Origin of the sequence: Enterobacter sp. SES19 (genome assembly GCF_011765665.1) — a bacterium.
Lineage (GTDB): Bacteria > Pseudomonadota > Gammaproteobacteria > Enterobacterales > Enterobacteriaceae > Enterobacter > Enterobacter pseudoroggenkampii.
Map to the genome: position 1 here is coordinate 3,434,480 of NZ_CP050320.1, position 17,358 is coordinate 3,451,837.

General features: G+C 53.7%; 15 protein-coding genes. 4 read left to right on the forward strand and 11 right to left on the reverse strand.

Annotated features, from left to right (window positions below):
• Positions 1-245 precede the first annotated feature (245 nt).
• From GXP72_RS16315 to GXP72_RS16355, 9 genes are all read right to left on the reverse strand, one after another.
• On the reverse strand, positions 246-887 hold the full coding sequence (locus GXP72_RS16315) for a hypothetical protein (RefSeq protein ID WP_061714694.1): 642 nt from the start codon (positions 885-887) through the stop codon (positions 246-248).
• Positions 888-912: 25 nt separating this feature from the next.
• A complete protein-coding gene (gene tssH / locus GXP72_RS16320; RefSeq protein ID WP_208763120.1) occupies positions 913-3,546 on the reverse strand; it encodes a type VI secretion system ATPase TssH in 2,634 nt (877 codons plus the stop codon).
• Positions 3,547-3,704: 158 nt separating this feature from the next.
• Positions 3,705-4,196, reverse strand: coding sequence for an Hcp family type VI secretion system effector (locus tag GXP72_RS16325; RefSeq protein ID WP_090420027.1), 492 nt, complete (start codon positions 4,194-4,196; stop codon positions 3,705-3,707).
• Between the two features lie 4 nt (positions 4,197-4,200).
• The gene (locus GXP72_RS16330) at positions 4,201-5,925 is read right to left on the reverse strand and encodes an OmpA family protein (protein ID WP_157189526.1); all 1,725 of its coding nucleotides are present in this window, start codon (positions 5,923-5,925) and stop codon (positions 4,201-4,203) included.
• 3 nt (positions 5,926-5,928) lie between these two features.
• Positions 5,929-6,582 carry a type VI secretion system protein TssL, short form gene (tssL, locus tag GXP72_RS16335; protein ID WP_048990073.1) on the reverse strand — a complete coding sequence of 218 codons (654 nt, stop codon included), beginning with the start codon at positions 6,580-6,582 and terminating at the stop codon, positions 5,929-5,931.
• Positions 6,579-7,916: a type VI secretion system baseplate subunit TssK gene (gene tssK / locus GXP72_RS16340; RefSeq protein WP_208763121.1), complete on the reverse strand. Its 1,338-nt coding sequence runs from the start codon at positions 7,914-7,916 to the stop codon at positions 6,579-6,581. Before tssK ends, tssL begins: the two co-directional genes overlap by 4 nt.
• An 18-nt stretch (positions 7,917-7,934) precedes the next feature.
• The gene (gene tssC, locus GXP72_RS16345; RefSeq protein ID WP_208763122.1) at positions 7,935-9,479 is read right to left on the reverse strand and encodes a type VI secretion system contractile sheath large subunit; all 1,545 of its coding nucleotides are present in this window, start codon (positions 9,477-9,479) and stop codon (positions 7,935-7,937) included.
• 32 nt (positions 9,480-9,511) lie between these two features.
• Complete coding sequence (tssB, locus tag GXP72_RS16350; RefSeq protein WP_024907635.1) at positions 9,512-10,009, reverse strand: type VI secretion system contractile sheath small subunit; 498 nt, start codon at positions 10,007-10,009, stop codon at positions 9,512-9,514.
• A 639-nt stretch (positions 10,010-10,648) separates the two neighbouring features.
• The gene (locus tag GXP72_RS16355) at positions 10,649-10,786 is read right to left on the reverse strand and encodes a hypothetical protein (protein ID WP_159427010.1); all 138 of its coding nucleotides are present in this window, start codon (positions 10,784-10,786) and stop codon (positions 10,649-10,651) included.
• 12 nt (positions 10,787-10,798) lie between these two features.
• On the opposite strand from GXP72_RS16355, the gene lpxP reads away from it, so the two are divergent.
• Positions 10,799-11,719 carry a kdo(2)-lipid IV(A) palmitoleoyltransferase gene (gene lpxP, locus GXP72_RS16360; RefSeq protein ID WP_090420251.1) on the forward strand — a complete coding sequence of 307 codons (921 nt, stop codon included), beginning with the start codon at positions 10,799-10,801 and terminating at the stop codon, positions 11,717-11,719.
• 358 nt (positions 11,720-12,077) lie between these two features.
• Positions 12,078-12,149: a membrane protein YpdK gene (gene ypdK / locus GXP72_RS16365; RefSeq protein WP_099458937.1), complete on the forward strand. Its 72-nt coding sequence runs from the start codon at positions 12,078-12,080 to the stop codon at positions 12,147-12,149.
• 52 nt (positions 12,150-12,201) lie between these two features.
• On the opposite strand, the gene alaC is transcribed toward ypdK, so the two are convergent.
• Positions 12,202-13,440 carry an alanine transaminase gene (gene alaC / locus GXP72_RS16370; RefSeq protein WP_090420042.1) on the reverse strand — a complete coding sequence of 413 codons (1,239 nt, stop codon included), beginning with the start codon at positions 13,438-13,440 and terminating at the stop codon, positions 12,202-12,204.
• 386 nt (positions 13,441-13,826) lie between these two features.
• Here alaC and GXP72_RS16375 point away from each other — a divergent pair, with 386 nt between their 5' ends.
• On the forward strand, positions 13,827-15,533 hold the full coding sequence (locus GXP72_RS16375; RefSeq protein ID WP_024907633.1) for a sensor histidine kinase: 1,707 nt from the start codon (positions 13,827-13,829) through the stop codon (positions 15,531-15,533).
• Positions 15,534-15,536: 3 nt separating this feature from the next.
• The gene (locus GXP72_RS16380) at positions 15,537-16,268 is read left to right on the forward strand and encodes a LytTR family DNA-binding domain-containing protein (protein WP_208763123.1); all 732 of its coding nucleotides are present in this window, start codon (positions 15,537-15,539) and stop codon (positions 16,266-16,268) included.
• Positions 16,269-16,303: 35 nt separating this feature from the next.
• Here the strand turns inward: GXP72_RS16380 and glk are convergent, their stop codons facing one another.
• Entirely contained in the window at positions 16,304-17,269 is a 966-nt protein-coding gene (glk, locus tag GXP72_RS16385) for a glucokinase (protein ID WP_208763124.1), read from the reverse strand.
• Positions 17,270-17,358: the final 89 nt, after the last annotated feature.

Here is a 17,358-nt window from a genome sequence, read left to right on the forward strand (position 1 = left end):
ACTCAACAAACATGATAAATATCATCTATAATGTTCCCATTCATCATAAATATATTTCAAGGCGAATTTATAAAGTCCATAACCTATGAGAAAGGCTACTATACCTGCCCCACCCAGAATAAAGCGGTAAGGATCGGCTGAAAAAAAGAAACAGTAGAAAGAGTAAACCATACTGATAGTTCCTAGCGTCATCCCGATACTGGCTACGATCCGTGAAATAATGATAAGTATAAAATCTTTTATATTCATAAACCTCCAAAGAAGTATTCGCAGACATTATTAAACTCTTCAGGATTTATCTTTTCAATTTCACAAGCCGTCTCATAAGGCCTAACAATGTCCTCAACAAGATAATAAAAAAGATCAAAATCACCCATACTGTTTAATTTCTCATACATTATGGGGTTTCTTTCACGCAAGTACCGCGATGTATAAATAGATCTTGATGCCTCAGCACCAACTCCCAATACACCACCAGCAACAGAACCAGAAAAAAAGGCACCAACTCCTTGAGATATAATCGCCCTTCCGAGGTTAACCCCCGTAAACTGCGAGAACATCATTTTACCTATAACACTTCCAGATATATTTCTTGAAAAATATGAAATTTTCTGCGTGTCTACATGAGAAACAAAATCATCTATAAATGGTTTAATAACCTTATAAATAACCTCATCGTTAAAAGTTACTTTTTTAACCAGTGCTGCTAACCGAAATTTATCATCCTGATTCTCTCTGCGGTGTTCCGTATCTATAAAATCATAGCCAAGATAGGCAAGGCTGACGGGTAAGGAAATAACACCTTTCGCCACAGCACCGATAAACCCAGCCCCATCGATATGAATGGCCTCAAGCATATCTCTGGCAATCTCTTTTGCGCTGTCCATAATTGCTACCTTTTAGATAAACCAGTTAATCAAACGCCAGCACAATCCCTTCTTCGTAATCCCAACCCAGCGTCAGGCTGTGTGGCTTCTGCTTCGCGGCCATGTGCGTGAGCAGCTGCTGGCTCAGCACCGGCAGAATTTGCTGATTGAGCAGGCTGTCGACGTTGCGTGCACCGGTGTCCGGCAGCAGGCAGGCTGAGGTCAGCGCGTCATAAAGACTTTCATCAATGTGCGTGCTCAGGCCGTAGTGTCGATGCAGGCGCTTGCTAACCTGTAACAGCTTCATTTCCACGATGGTACGCATAGCCGCTTCCGCCAGCGGACGGTAAATGACGATCTGGAAGCGGGCCAGCAACGCGGGCTGGAAGTGATCGCGCAGTATCGGACGCAGCAGCTCGTGAAGATCGCCTTCGCTGGCCTCCGGTTGTTCGTCGAGCAGCTGCATCAGGTGGTCGCTGCCAAGATTAGAGGTCATCAGAATAACGGTGTTACGGAAGTCGATTTCACGCCCTTCACCGTCGCGCATAAAGCCGCGGTCAAAGACCTGGTAAAACAGGTTCATCACGTCGCGGTGGGCTTTTTCGACTTCATCGAGCAAAACCACACTGTACGGTCGCTTGCGCACGGCTTCGGTCAGGATCCCCCCCTGGCCATAACCGACGTAGCCCGGCGGCGAGCCCTTTAGCTGGGAAACCGTATGTGGTTCCTGGTATTCAGAGAGGTTAATCGTAATAAGTGACTTCTCGCCGCCGTACATGACATCGGCCAGCGCAAGCACGGTTTCAGTTTTCCCCACGCCGCTCGGCCCCACCAGCAGGAATACGCCCTGCGGGCCATTCTCGGAGGTGAGACCCGCTTTTGCCGCACGCAAACGCCGGGCGATGGCCGCGAGCGCTACATCCTGCCCGACGACACGTTTACCCATTTCATTTTCCAGGATCAGCAGTTCGGTCTGGTCATCTTTCATCAGCGATGACAGCGGAACGCCTGTCCAGTCAGCAATCACGTTGGCAACGGTGCGTACATCCACATCCAGAGAGAGCAGCGGGTTGCTGTGCTGCATGCCGTTCAGTTCCTGCTGCAGCGCGCGCGTCTCGCTTTGACGGGAGATGTCCTGGCGGCTTTCCAGCAGTTGTTCGGAGAGTTTCAATTCCTGCCCGTACTGCGTTTCAAGCTCGTCGAGAGCAACGATGAGAGCGTTCTCTTCCTGCTCAATGACGGTCAGGCGTTCACCATGGCTCTGATTGCCGACAGCAATATCTTCCAGCAGCGCCTGCTTCTCTATTTCAAGTGAGGTAATCTGCGAGCGAATGCAGGTCAGCTGTTCCGGCACCGTGTCGAGGCTCATGCGGACGCGCGCTGCGGCGGTGTCGAGCAGATCAACCGCCTTGTCCGGCAACTGGCGGCCCGTCAGATAGCGGCGGGAAAGCGTAACAGCAGCGCGCACCGCATCGTCGGTAATGTGCACGTGATGGTGCTCGGCGTAACGGGATTTCAAACCACGGAGCATCAGGCAGGCGGTGTCGTCGTCAGGCTCATCGACTTTTACCATCTGGAAACGACGCTCCAGGGCCGCGTCGCGTTCGAAGTACTGCTTGTACTCGCTCCAGGTAGTGGCCGCAATGGTACGCAGTTCGCCACGCGCCAGCGCCGGTTTCAGAAGGTTCGCTGCATCGGCGCCCCCCGCCTGGTTGCCCGCGCCGATGATGGTATGCGCTTCATCAATAAATAGCATGACCGGGGACGGGGATTGCTGCACCGCATCGATAACGTTTTTCAGCCGCTGTTCGAACTCGCCTTTCACGCCTGCACCGGCCTGCAGCAGGCCCAGGTCAAGGGTACGCAGAGTGACCGTTTTCAGTGATTCAGGCACATTACCCTCGGCAATACGCAACGCCAGACCTTCAACCAGTGCGGTTTTCCCCACGCCCGGCTCACCGACCAGAATCGGGTTGTTTTTGCGGCGACGAGAGAGGATATCCACCATCTGGCGGATTTCTGTGTCACGGCCAAACACCGGATCGATCTTCCCTTCCTTCGCTTTGGCGGTGACGTCGAGGGTGAATTTATCCAGCGCGTTCTGCAGCGCAGGACTCAGTTCCCCCTCTTTCATTTCCGCACCAGCCGGACGCCCGACAAACTCCACCTCACCACCATGATTCTGTGCCAGCTCGGCTTCGCGCTGCATTTCCGGACGCTCATCCGATTGCGCATCCAGCAAAGGTCGCAGACGTTCCAGCTGGCTCTGAGCAAGCGTTAACAACGGCCAAAGGCCGTCACAACGTGCCAGTTTTGGTTTTTCCACCAGCGCCATCAGCAGATGGACGCTGCGAATGTGCTCTTCGCCATTGAGCGAGGCCAGTAGCCAGGCTTGCTGCATCAGAGTCTGGATGTCATCAGAGAGCTGGGGCCGATGGCGCACGGAGCGAGGTTGTCTGTCGAGCCAGCCAAGCAAATCCTGCCAGATGCCATCCATATCCCATTCATAGCGACGCGCCAACACCGTCAGGTCACCTTCCCCCTGCTCCAGCAGCTTCAGCAGCCAGTGCTCCGGCAGAATTTCGGCATGGGCACGGGTCTGACAGAGCGAAGCTGCGCCTTCCATCGCTCGGGCACAGTAAGGGTTCAGACGACGTAACAGGATGGCTGGATTTTCCATGAGATTCTCTCTTTGTCGGTTCCTGGACACGCTACCGCCCCTCGCTGTTCACCAAAGCGCATAAGGTCAGGCAGGCAGATTGTTTTTTCTTTGCTGAGTGCCCGCATCTCAGGCACTCAGCAAAAAACTGCGGACAGGAAAACCTGCCCGCATCAGGATTACGCCGTGGCGCGTTCGTTCCAGGAATCGGAATGAATGATGTTGCCGTCTTTGTAGGTCCAGGTGATTTTTTCGTAACGCAGTTCAACGCGTTCAAGGTGGTTGTGCTTCTCTTTAGAAGAATCCTTGATGTCATACATTTCAGGATTCACTTTCACTACCTTCACGTTTTCCAGTTTGGTGTTGAAGTACTCCACTTCCTGGCCCGCGTCGTTGATTTTGTACCACTTGAATTCAGCGGATTTCAGGGTCTGACCGGTGGTCACCGCCTTGTACAGGTACGGGCTGGAGGAATCGATTTCCTTCGTGAACTGGAACGGCGTGTGGATACGGGTGCCGGTCAGCTTGCCGGTGTTGTTGTCGGTTGGGATGTACAGGTTATGCTCCTGTGCAACCACTTCGATGCTGCCTTCACGATCCTGAACGTCAACAGACCCTTTGATGTCCGCGCCGCCGTCGTCCTTCAGCCAAAGATAAACAGGAATTGCCATGGAATTACTCTCCATTGTGTAGTGAAGCGCCATCATCCTGCGATGGCGCCGGGTGTTTGCCGGGTATCTGACAGGCGTTCGCCTGCGGTACCAGACTGATTTCGACACGGCGGTTGAGCGCACGCCCTTCCAGGGTGTCGTTGGTTGCGACAGGACGGCTTTCGCCATAGCCCTGCACCGCAAAACAGCTTTCGGGCACGTCGCCGGTGTCACGCATCCAGTTGCGCACCGCTTCGGCGCGTTTCAGAGACAGCGTCTGGTTCAGCTGCGGATTGCCCGTGTTATCGGTATGCCCGGAGACGACAATCAGCCAGCCCGGTTTCGCTTTGATGCCAACCAGTGAATTCACCAGCATCCTGGTGGAACCCGCTTTCAGCACGAACTTGCCGGAATCGAACAGCGACATGCTGTCGAGGCGAATGGTTTTCGGTCCCTGGATGATTTTCTTAATGACTGGTGGAGGCGGTGGCGGAGGTGCCCAGTCGCTGAGAGCGGCCTCAACGAGCGGAACCAGGCGCAGCCCCTGATATAGTCCCAGGCGATAACGTAGTGGTTCCCCACGACGCAGCCAGTCGTCGAGCAACGCACTATCAGCCCGCAGGCGCTGCTGCGCGTGCAGTTTCGGTTCAACAGGCTTACCGCTCAGTTGGTGATACAGTGCAAGATGATCGCCAACGTTACGGATGAGACGCTGATTGTTCATCCAGGACGCCAGCATCGCCAACGCAAGGAAAATGCCCCCGAGTAGCCCGGCATAACCCCAGAATACCTTCCGACGGCTAATACCATGTCGGCGTGGTAACGCCGGCAGAAGCAGTTCAGGTAGCGGCAGTGGCTCTGTGGTCACGGCCGCATCCGGCGGCAGCGCCGTCACAGAGGTAATGTGCTGTTGCCAGAGATTGCCCGCGATACCGTTCACTCGCACCATGCACATGCCCTGCACACAGGGCTTCATCACGGGTAACTCACCCCGCCGTACCGACAACAAGTCATTCACCGCGCTCTTCTGCCAGGCAAGCAGACTGTCCAGCCACAGGATCTGACTCAGACGGGAAAAACGTCCGTCTGACCCAGTATCCCGGGCCCACTCCGTCAGTGACACATTGCCCTGACCAGGCTGATAGACCTGAATACCGCTCCGCTGGCTTACCGTGGTAAACCAGACAGGATCGGCTTCCGCATACGCCGCCGGTGGTGACACCCAGGTTACGGTCCATAATGGAGGGAGCGTGCCGAATGCCGCGCGACACTGGACGACAGCACGCTGCCAGCCCCGAAGAGACTGGGTAAAATCATCGCTGGATATGTGCTGCTCAGGCACAACCGCCAGCATGACCGAGATTTGCGACACCAGAGCCGGGCGCACCAAACTCAGGTGCTGTGCAAAGAGCGGTAGTTGCTCTGCATCCTTTACCCACAGATACCAGCCCTGCCGGGTTTCCCGGTGACGGGTTCCGGACACAAAGAGTGGAGCGTTATCACCACAGACAAAGATAACCGCCCCCTGAAAATCTTCCGGCGGCAGGCTTTCATCCACGATCTCACGAACAGCGGTTGCCCTCGCCAGAGAACCCCGACGCTGGCACCAGAAAATAACTCCGGCCGCCAGAGCAACCAGAAGACCGAGTGCTACACGGCTGCCCGTGGACAGTGGCCAGAATCCCAGAACGAGCCACAGCGCCAGAATGGCACCCAGGGCAGTTAACAGACTTCGGTACATATCCCGCATCGCTTACCCCGGCCTGACGATCTGGCTTACCAGTTCGGTAAGCGAAGACGAAAGGAAGAACCAGAGCGCTGCCAGGGCGACAGCGGCCACAACCCAGCTCAGCCAGTACCAGCGACGGCCGCTGCGCAGACGCGATGCGCGGGCAACAATGGGGGCATCTTGTGCCAATGTGAAGGCGGGCACCCGCTCTGCGAGAGCGCGAACAATATCTTCCCTACGCTCATCATCCTGAGCGCGATACTGTCCCACGAACCCCAGTTGCAGAGCCCGGTACATACAGGTCAGGACGGCGGTATCAGGGGCTGTTTCTTTCAGCAGGTTACGGATCCTTTCCCACAGCTCTTCACCTGCGTTGAGGGTACCAAAGAAGTGTGCCTGCAGCGGGTCACGGCGCCAGGTCAGGTAGCCAGCATCGGTGGTTCCCCGGTTCATCACGCTCTCATCAAGCAGTGCACACAGGGTATACACCATATGGTCACGGCTGATGTCGCTGTAACCAGCCTCAGTGAGCGCCGCTTTCGCCTCTTGCACCAGACGGCAGGCCCTCCGGTATAGCCCTTCCCCGTCACGGACTTCCTGACCGCCCCGTATCTGGCTGGCCATCAGCCAGCCCGGGTAGAAAATACGTTCTATCTGGCTGAGTTCAGATTTATTCATGTACGCAGCACCGCAAAGAGTTCGAGATCAACATCCCCCAGCGAGCGCGGGGTATAGAAGGTGCAACAGCCCATCTCAAGCATGGCGCGAGCCGCCTCACTGCTCAGATCCAGCGAGAAATACTGATTCTCAAGGCGCAACGGGATAGCGGCCGGAACATGCGTCAAAGGCTTAATCAGCATCCCACTCAGCGCTACATTCACCACATCCGAAACATCATCAAAGCTGCCCGCTTTACACAACTGCGGGAATTTTGTCTGAAGCTCATGGTTCGGCATGGAAGAACGTACTGAGAGGTAGAAGTCCGCCCCTTCGCGCAGACGCGCGTCGTGCAGGGCACCTTTCCAGATCTGGTCCTGATGCTCGAGGTGGATTCTTACGACCCGCGACGGCAGGCTCGCTTCAAAGAGCTTGTCCAGCAATGCCAGCAAAGGCGGGAATACCCGTTCCGGTGCATCGTGCTGATAAGCAGGAATGTCCCCGGCGTCATGTTCCAGGGAGAATGTCAGCAGGCTGCCGGCAAGACGAGTCAGTTCGCGGTACAGGAGTTCCGGGTGACGATCAGGCGTCTGCAGAAGTTCCGTTAACACCGGCTCGGCGCTGTTCAGCGCATTCAGCAGCCAGAACAGGGAGACATCCGCGACAGCAAAGTCTGCCATCCGCTCATTGCTTTCACGGCGCATAGCCATCAGGCGACGGCGGCGGGCCTGCAGACGAACCAGCAGGTCACCCAGTTCGGTGGCCAGCGACGGGCTTGCAGAAAGGGAAAGCATCGGCGGAATGAAAGCCGGGTCCCGGCTCCACTGCCCCTGAGCATTACGCACCAGGCGGGTCACCGGACAGGTCAGGTATGCCGTATTTTCCTGGCTGGACAAACGCAGGGTCAGCGCATGACGCAAAATGGCCAACTCTCCGCTTTCATACCCAGCCAGTTCCTGCACCACCACACGTTCGGCTTTCCAGCGACGCGGGCGTTCACTGTCCTGTCCGTTATCGAGGTTGCCACCACTGGCGCTCAGCAGCGGCAATGCGGCAACCACCTCAACGGCCTCTGCGCCGTTTGCGGCAGACAAATCACAGACCGGCGGAATATTATCCGCCAGATCCGTATCAACAATCGTGCCATCCTGGAAACTTACGACCAGACGGATGGCATTCAGACGCGAGAGCGCAAGTGCAGCATCATCAAATTCTGCCGCAACCACGCCCCAGGGATGAGAAATACCCATCCGGGCGACCATGCTGGCAACGTGCTCAATCCAGCGGACCTGCTGCTGGAACTGTTGCGGGGCCAGAGTGGCCCCATCCTCCCAAAGTGGGCGGTAAATTTTCATCCCTGATCACCCCTCGCCTTACGATTTCGCTTTCGGCATCTGGGAAACCAGCGACAGGTTTACGTCCATCCCTTCCACCTGGAAGTGCGGGATCGCATACAACTTCACGCGGAAGAAGCCAGGATTATCCTCAATATCTTCCACCACCACTTTTGCATCACGCAGTGGATGAGAAGCCTGAAGTTCGTCGCCCGGATCGGTCATTTCGGTCACCAGACTGCGGACCCAGGTGTTCAGCTCAAGCTCCAGAAGTCGGCGATCCTTGGTGGTACCGATGTTCTCGCGCTGAATCAGCTTCAGGTAGTGGGCGATACGCGACAGCAGGAAGATGTACGGCAGGCGGGCGTTGATGCGGCTGTTAGCCGTCGCATCTGCGGTGTCATACAGAGCCGGTTTCTGAGCGGAGTTGGCTGAGAAGAAGCAGGCGTAGTCGCGGTTTTTATAGTAGGACAAAGGAATAAAGCCCAGATTCGCGAACTCGAATTCACGCGTTTCAGGGATCATGACCTCAGACGGGATTTTTACCTGATTGCCGGTACCCAGGTCATACAGATGGATAGGCAGATCCTGAACCGCACCGCCGGCCTGTGGGCCACGGATTTGTACGCACCAGCCATTATTGATAAAGCTACGCACCATGTTGGACGCGAAGGCAAACGACGCATTCGTCCACAGGTATTTGTCGTGATCCGGACCTTTGACTTCTTCAACATAGTTGAAGCTGCGAACCGGAACGGTATCCGGGCCATACGGTAAACGACCCAGTACGCGGGGCATCACCAGACCGATGTAGCGAGCGTCGTCCGTATCGCGGAACGATTTCCACTTGATGTACTCTGCGCGGTCAAAATAGTTACCAATATCTTTAATCGCCGCGACGTCTTCCATGGACTCCTTGAGGAAGAATTTCGGGCCTGCCGAGCCGATGAACGGCATATGCGCAGCCGCGGATACTTTAGAGATGTTGCGCAGCAGAGCGACATCCTGCGCTGAAGCATCGAACTCATAAGCGGAAATCAGCGCCGCAATCGGCTCGCCGCCCGGGGTATCGTATTCATCAATGTAGGCGTGTTTATAGAGACCACTCTGGATAATTTCCGGGCTGTCTTCAAAGTCCTGGCGCAGGTCTTCTTTAGACATGCTCAGAAGCTCAATTTTCACGTTCTGGCGAAAATCCGTTTTATCAACCAGCGACTTCACGCCGCGCCACAGGCTCTCAACCCCCTGAAACTCTTCATGGTGCATAACGGCGTCGAGCTGGCGGCTTATCTGGTAATCGAGCTCAGCAATGTGGTAATCGATCAGGCTTTTATCCAGTTTTTCGACCTTCGAGCCTGCCTTTGTCAGGCATTCCAGAAAGACCTGCATACCTGCGGTCAGACGCTCGTCAGCGGTCGCATCCGACATCGCCTGCGCATCTTGCCAGATATCCAGCGCGCTCAGCTCGGAGACAGGGTTCAGATTGATTTTCTCAAACAGTGAGGCGTATACCCCACCCACACCAGGGCGTTCCAGCACCACGCTTTCCCCGCCAGCAGTATTATTTTGTACAGACATGAGCATTCCTTGATTAATCCGTTAAAACAGCATGATGGTTAAGGTTTTTTTGAAGCCAGTGCGGATAGTTCATTTCGCAACTCAGCACTAAGTGACTGGTCAAGAACGATTTTCTCCAGCTCTTTTCGGAAAGTCTGGTTATCCAGCAGATTGGCTTTCAGATCGCGGAGCAAGTTGCGCATCGCCAGCATCGCCTTCAGCTGTGGAATTTGGGCAGCCACCTGCTCTGGCGTGAAATCTTTCATGCTCTGGAAAGCCAGCTGAATGTTGTCCTCACCACCATCGTCAGACAGCGTATTTTTAACGGCCAGGTTAACTTTTGGGGAATATTCGGAAAGAACGCTGTCAAAATTATTTTTGGTGATGTTAATCTTTTCGCGCTCAGATATTGTCGCAGATTCCTGCCCATTACTGAAATCACCCGCAACAAGCAATTTCAAGGGTAATTCCATTTTCTTGCTTGCTCCGCCAGTATGCAGGTCAAGCTTCAGGTTAATACGTGCCTTAGGCACCTCATTCTGAAAACTGTCAGCCATCTAATCATCCCTCTTTGTTTTGCTATGCCAACTTCACGGTATCGTTCTTGATGCGCAATAATAGAATAATGATCGGAACAAAATCAAATACACAGATCATTAATCCGATTCAAGAATTTTCTTAAGAATTTTCCACTAAGACATTATCGTAAATAGGCCAATCAAATCAGGAAAAGAAACTGCTCTTTTCGCACAAATCGAATATTTGTATCGCAGAAGGGGTTGTAGCCAGAGAGATGTTTATAAAAACATCTTGTTTTGATTTGCATCACAGCATTACGTCAAAAAGCGAGAAAGAACGACAATATCTTATTGCGGCACGATTAAAAGAAGACAGGAATGGATGAAAGCAGATGACTATTCCATTGATGGTATGAATAACGCTTAAGAATTTTCACGAAGAAAATTCTTATTTATTATGTGGAGGAATAAATAAAGGTGTAAATGTTTAATTTGGCGCAAATCAACTATGCCGTTTTTTTCTTTACGCCTTCCCTCTGAACGCTAACGCTTTTGCCTTTCGCTCAGGCAGGAAAGGCGCTTTCATGCGACTGCCTATAAAATCTGTAAAATCAATCACCTTCCGAACTGCCGCTTTTTTAATCAAAAACGAGTAATAGCACATATCGTATAACGGTGCTACATTACGCCGCCCGCCCAAATCAGCAGTGGCCAGGCAACGCCGTAAAGTTCGGTAAAGCCTGCAACCATCACCTTGAAGAACGGTCTTATCGGCACGTCGTATCGCAAACTCTGCGCTACCTTTACAGGCTTCACATAGGTTTTACTATTTTGTCTCAATCCAAATTTCAACGCGCGTTTTTACACCCGCGTTACTGGTTTACATGGTTTGGTCTTGGCGTACTCTGGCTGCTGGTTCAACTTCCGTACCCTGTACTGCGTTTGCTGGGGTCGAAACTGGGCAGCGCTTCCCGCTTCTTCCTGAAACGTCGCGAATCCATCGCACGGAAAAATATTGAGCTTTGCTTTCCGCAGTACAATGCCGAAGAGCGCGAGAAGCTCATCGCTGAAAACTTTAAGTCTATCGGCATGGCGCTGCTTGAAACCGGCATGGCCTGGTTCTGGCCGGATGAGCGTGTCCGTAAGTGGTTTGATGTAGAAGGACTGGATAACCTTAAACGCGCGCAGATGCAAAAACGCGGCGTGATGGTCGTTGGCGTTCACTTTATGTCGCTGGAGCTGGGTGGCCGCGTGATGGGCCTTTGCCAGCCAATGATGGCGACCTATCGACCCCACAACAGTGCGCTGATGGAGTGGGTCCAGACGCGTGGCCGCATGCGTTCCAATAAGGCGATGATCAGCCGTAACAACCTGCGCGGCATGGTCGGTGCTCTGAAGAAAGGTGAAGCCGTCTGGTTTGCACCCGATCAGGATTATGGACGTAAAGGCAGCAGCTTTGCGCCCTTCTTTGCGGTGAAAGACGTTGCGACGACTAACGGCACCTTTGTCATTTCGCGTCTGTCGGGCGCTTCCATGCTGACCGTAACGATGGTGAGAAAAGCAGATAAGTCAGGCTATCGTCTGCACATCTCCCCTGAAATGGCTAACTATCCGGAAAACGAGTGCGAAGCCGCAGCGTTTATCAATAAAGTCATCGAAACTGAAATCATGCGTGCGCCAGAGCAGTATCTGTGGATGCATCGCCGTTTCAAAACCCGCCCTCTTGGCGAAGCCTCTCTCTATATTTAAGTCTTTCAGGAAGGTTAGTTTCGCTAAGAAACTAACCTTTTCAATCACCTGTCATCCCGTTGAGAAGCCCTCTTTCGTTGCGTCGCCCAAAGTGAATTTATTGCGATGCGAAATCAAACTGTCGCCGTTCCACGACACTCGTAAGTAACGGAAATTATTTAAAAAAATGCCTCTTGTCACCCCTCATTTTTAGGCGTACATTAGCGCCGTCTGGCAACAGGAAAGCACAGAATTCTGAACTGGAGTTAACGGCGTAACGGGAAAATTCTCATTTCCGTTTTGACCGGATTTCAGTTCTCTATAATCAGGTGGACTCTGTTTTTAAATGCGTACCACAAGATACGCGGAGCGATGAAACGTGAAATATTTCTTTATGGGCATTTCGGTGATTGTTTTAGTCTGGGCCGGAACCTTTGCCCTGATGATCTAGTGAAGAATATGCAGTCAAAAAAACAGGAGCCATCGGCTCCTGTTTTTTTATGTCATGACGACGCGGGATGTTCAGCGGCGCTCTTTGAAGTGAGAAGACCGTCGGCCCGGAACATACTCTTGATGCCCCTCACCGCCTGACGGATACGATCGCTGTTTTCAATCAGTGCAAATCGCACGTGGGTGTCGCCGTAATCACCAAAGCCAATGCCCGGTGACACACACACCTTCGCATCCTGCAGCAGCTTTTTGGCAAACTCCAGCGATCCCATCGCCGCATACGGCTCCGGAATTTTCGCCCAGACGTACATGGACGCCTTCGGCATTTCCACCATCCAGCCTGCTTCATGCAAGCCCTTTACCAGCACGTCACGGCGGCGCTTATACTGGGCGGCAATCTCGTGAACGCACTGCTGGTCGCCTTCCAGGGCAGCGATAGCCGCGACCTGTAGCGGCGTGAAGGTACCGTAGTCGTGGTAACTCTTAATGCGCGCCAGGGCACTCACCAGCGTTTTGTTACCCACCATAAAGCCAATACGCCAGCCCGCCATATTGTAGCTTTTTGACAGCGTAAAGAACTCTACCGCCACGTCACGCGCCCCCGGGACCTGCATAATGGAAGGGGCTTTCCAGCCATCATAGACGATGTCAGCGTAGGCTAAATCATGAACCACCAGCACGTCATAACGTTTAGCCAGGGCGACGACTTTCTCGAAGAAATCGAGCTCCACGCACTGGGCGGTTGGGTTCGACGGGAAACCGAGGATCATCATCTTCGGTTTCGGATAACTTTCGCGAATCGCACGCTCCAGTTCGTTAAAGAAATCGACACCTTCCACCAGCGGAACGGAACGGACCTGCGCCCCGGCAATCACCGCGCCGTAGATGTGGATCGGGTAGCTTGGATTAGGCACCAGCACCGTATCACCATGATCCAGCGTGGCCAGCATCAAGTGTGCCAGCCCCTCTTTCGAGCCGATGGTGACAATCGCTTCACTTTCCGGATCGATATCAACCTGATAGCGATCCTGATACCAGCGCGAGATCGCGCGACGCAATCTGGGAATACCGCGAGAGGTCGAGTAGCCGTGCGTATCCGGACGCTGGGCAACCGTGCAGAGCTTTTCAACGATATGCGGCGGCGTTGGGCCGTCAGGGTTACCCATGCTGAAATCAATAATATCTTCGCCGCGCCGACGCGCAGCCATTTTCAGTTCAGCAGTGATATTGAAAACATAAGGGGGGAGACGATCGATACGCGTAAAACGGCGTTCAGGACTGAATTCAGCCATAGATTCCTCAGATTAACGTTAGCGCCCGGACCGTCCGAGCGACGCTGCCACCGATGTGGCATGCTTAGAAAATAACCTGAAAAAAATCATGCTGTCGAGAGGGAAATGAAAAAAAAGCGATCGCCTGAAAACCGGAACCCGGCAGTGCCAAAAAGCGGAAGCCCCTGTTTCAGGGTTGGCTTTCTGATAGCCGTTATTTAACAGGATGATATCAAAACAGTTACCTGACGATGCGCTGGCTATAAAAAATCAGGCCGTGTCCGTTACCTCCGGACAATCCCCTTTAATAATTATGGTTTTTCCTCATTTGATAAACCTGACGGATAGCTGGTCAATACGCGCCAGGTTTTTTATCATGGTTCTTTCCCGTTTTCCCAGGTCTACTCGTGCACGAAATATTCACTATGCTGCTGGCGGTTTTTGACCGTGCGGCATTAATGCTGATTTGCCTGTTCTTCCTCATCCGCATTCGCCTGTTTCGCGAGCTGTTGCACAAATCCGCCCACTCGCCAAAAGAGCTGCTGGCCGTTACCGCTATCTTTTCGCTGTTCGCCCTGTTCAGCACCTGGTCAGGCGTGCCTGTAGAGGGCTCGCTGGTTAACGTGCGCATTATCGCCGTGATGTCCGGCGGAATTTTGTTTGGCCCGTGGGTGGGCGTTATCACCGGCGTGATTGCCGGAACCCATCGCTACCTGATTGATATCGGCGGCGTAACGGCGGTGCCGTGCTTTATTACCAGCATTATCGCCGGGGTGCTCTCCGGCTGGATCAGCCGCAAAATCCCGAAAAAACAGCGCTGGCGCGCCGGGATCGTCGCAGGCATGGTGTGCGAAACGCTGACTATGATCCTGGTCGTCGTCTGGGCCCCCACCACCGCGCTGGGGCTGGATATCGTCTCGAAAATCGGGATTCCGATGATCCTGGGCAGCGTGTGCATCGGTTTTATCGTGCTGCTGGTGCAAAGCGTTGAAGGGGAAAAAGAGGCCAGCGCCGCCCGTCAGGCCAAGCTGGCGCTGGATATCGCCAACAAAACGCTGCCGCTTTTCCGCCACGTTAACGCGGAATCGTTGCGTCAGGTCTGCGAGATTATCCGCCACGACATCCACGCAGACGCCGTCGCCATCACCAATATTGACCACGTGCTGGCCTACGTTGGCGTCGGGGAACACAACTATCGCGACAACGATGACACCATCAGCCCAACCACCAGACAGGCGATCAATTACGGTAAAATCATTATTAAAAACAATGACGAAGCCCACAGAACGCCGGAAATCCACTCCATGCTGGTGATCCCGCTGTGGGAGAAAGGCGTCGTGACGGGCACGCTGAAAATTTATTACTGTCACGCGCATCAGATCACCTCCTCCCTGCAGGAGATGGCGATTGGCCTGTCGCAGATTATCTCCACTCAGCTGGAAGTCTCCCGTGCAGAACAGCTGCGTGAGATGGCAAATAAGGCAGAGCTGCGCGCGCTGCAGAGCAAAATCAATCCCCATTTCCTGTTTAACGCGCTGAACGCGATCTCCTCGTCCATTCGTCTTAATCCGGACACCGCGCGCCAGCTGATTTTTAACCTGTCCCGCTATCTGCGCTACAACATCGAGCTGAAAGATGACGAGCAGATCGACATCAAAAAAGAGCTGTATCAGATCAAGGACTACATCGCCATTGAACAGGCGCGCTTTGGTGACAAGCTCACGGTCATTTACGATATTGATGAAGAGGTCAACTGCGTGATTCCGAGCCTGCTTATCCAGCCGCTGGTCGAAAACGCGATTGTTCACGGCATTCAGCCCTGTAAAGGCAAAGGGGTAGTCACCATCAGCATTACCGAAAGCGGTAACCGGGTACGCATTGCCGTGCGCGATACCGGCCACGGGATTGACCCAAAAGTCATTGAGCGCGTGGAGTCTAACGAGATGCCCGGGAATAAAATCGGCCTGCTGAACGTGCACCACCGGGTCAAGCTGCTTTACGGCGACGGACTGCATATTCAGCGTCTTGAGCCGGGCACCGAAATTGCTTTTTACGTCCCGAATGAGCGCTCTCCCGTTCATTCGACAACATCACTGTTGCCCCAGGTGGAGTAACCCATGAAAGTTATCATCGTAGAAGATGAATTCCTGGCTCAACAGGAGCTCACCTGGCTTATCAACACCCACAGCAAGATGGAGATTGTGGGTACGTTTGATGATGGTCTGGACGTGCTGAAGTTTTTGCAGCATAACCGGGTCGACGCTATCTTCCTGGATATCAACATTCCGTCGCTGGATGGCGTATTGCTGGCGCAAAACATCAATCAATTTGCCCATAAGCCGTTTATCGTTTTCGTTACCGCCTGGAAAGAGCACGCCGTTGAGGCCTTCGAGCTGGAGGCGTTTGACTATATCCTTAAGCCTTACCAGGAGTCGCGGATTGTCAGCATGCTGCAAAAGCTGGAGGCCGCATGGCAGCAGCAGACCGCCCCCGCTAGCGCCACCCCAACGGTACGGGAAAACGACACCATTAATCTGGTCAAAGATGAGCGCATCATCGTGACGCCGGTCAATGATATCTACTATGCCGAAGCCCATGAAAAGATGACGTTTGTTTATACGCGGCGGGAATCTTACGTGATGGCGATGAACATCACCGAGTTTTGCAGCAAGCTGCCTGCGTCGCACTTTTTCCGCTGCCACCGGTCGTTCTGCGTGAATTTAAACAAGATCCGCGAGATCGAACCCTGGTTTAACAACACCTACATTTTGCGCCTGAAGGATCTGGATTTTCAGGTGCCGGTGAGCCGCAGCAAGGTGAAAGAGTTCCGCCAACTGATGCACCTGTAAAGAAAAAGCCCTCTCCCGCGGGAGAGGGCCATGCATCAGAGAATTTGACCGAGAACCTGACGCAGGTGGGCACCCGACCCCAGCAGGCCTGGATTATCATGCACGATCAGATAAACCGGAATGTCCTGCACGTAGCTTCTGAAGCGCCCTTTATCCTCAAACCCGCCGCGGAAGCCCGAGGCTTTAAAGAAGTCGAGGAAGCGCGGTACGATCCCGCCCGCAATATAGACCCCACCGAAGGTTCCCAGCGTCAGCGCCAGGTTGCCGCCGAAGCGTCCCATAATCACGCAGAACAGCGACAGGGCACGACGGCAGTCAATGCAGGTGTCCGCCAGCGCGCGTTCGGTGACGTCTTTCGGCTGCAGGTTTTCCGGCAGACGACCGTCAGATTTCACAATCGCCCGATACAGGTTCACCAGCCCTGGCCCCGAAAGGACACGCTCGGCGGAGACGTGGCCGATCTCAGCGCGTAATTCTTCGAGGATAATGCCCTCTTCTTCGCTGTTTGGCGCAAAGTCTACGTGGCCGCCTTCACCCGGCAGGCTCACCCAGCGCTGAGCAACGTGCACCAGATGTGAAACGCCCAGGCCGGTACCGGCCCCGTAAACCGCAATCGGCTTACCTTCGACAGGTTCAGCGCCGCCAAACTGGATCAGATGCTCCGGCTTCAGCATCGGGATCGCCATGGACACCGCGGTGAAGTCATTGATGATTTCAAGATGCGCAAAGCCGAGGCTTTTTTTCATCTCGGCGATGGAGAATGCCCAGGTATGGTTGGTCATTGCGACCCAGTCGCCGGTTATCGGGCAGGCAATGGCGATGCAGCCATCTTCAACGCTAACCTGATGCTCGTCCAGATAGACGCGGACAACGGCCTCAAGGCTTGGATAATCCAGCCCTGAGTAGGTTTTCGCCCGGGAAATTTCACCGCTACTTACATCGCATAATGCGAGGCGCGCGTTTGTGCCGCCCACATCACCTACCAAAGCATACTTTGTCATTCTTCTACTGCTCCGCTAAAGTCAGAATAAATCTTTGGGACACTGTAAATTCAAGGCGTGATAACAACAACGGCCGTAAGGTGAATGCC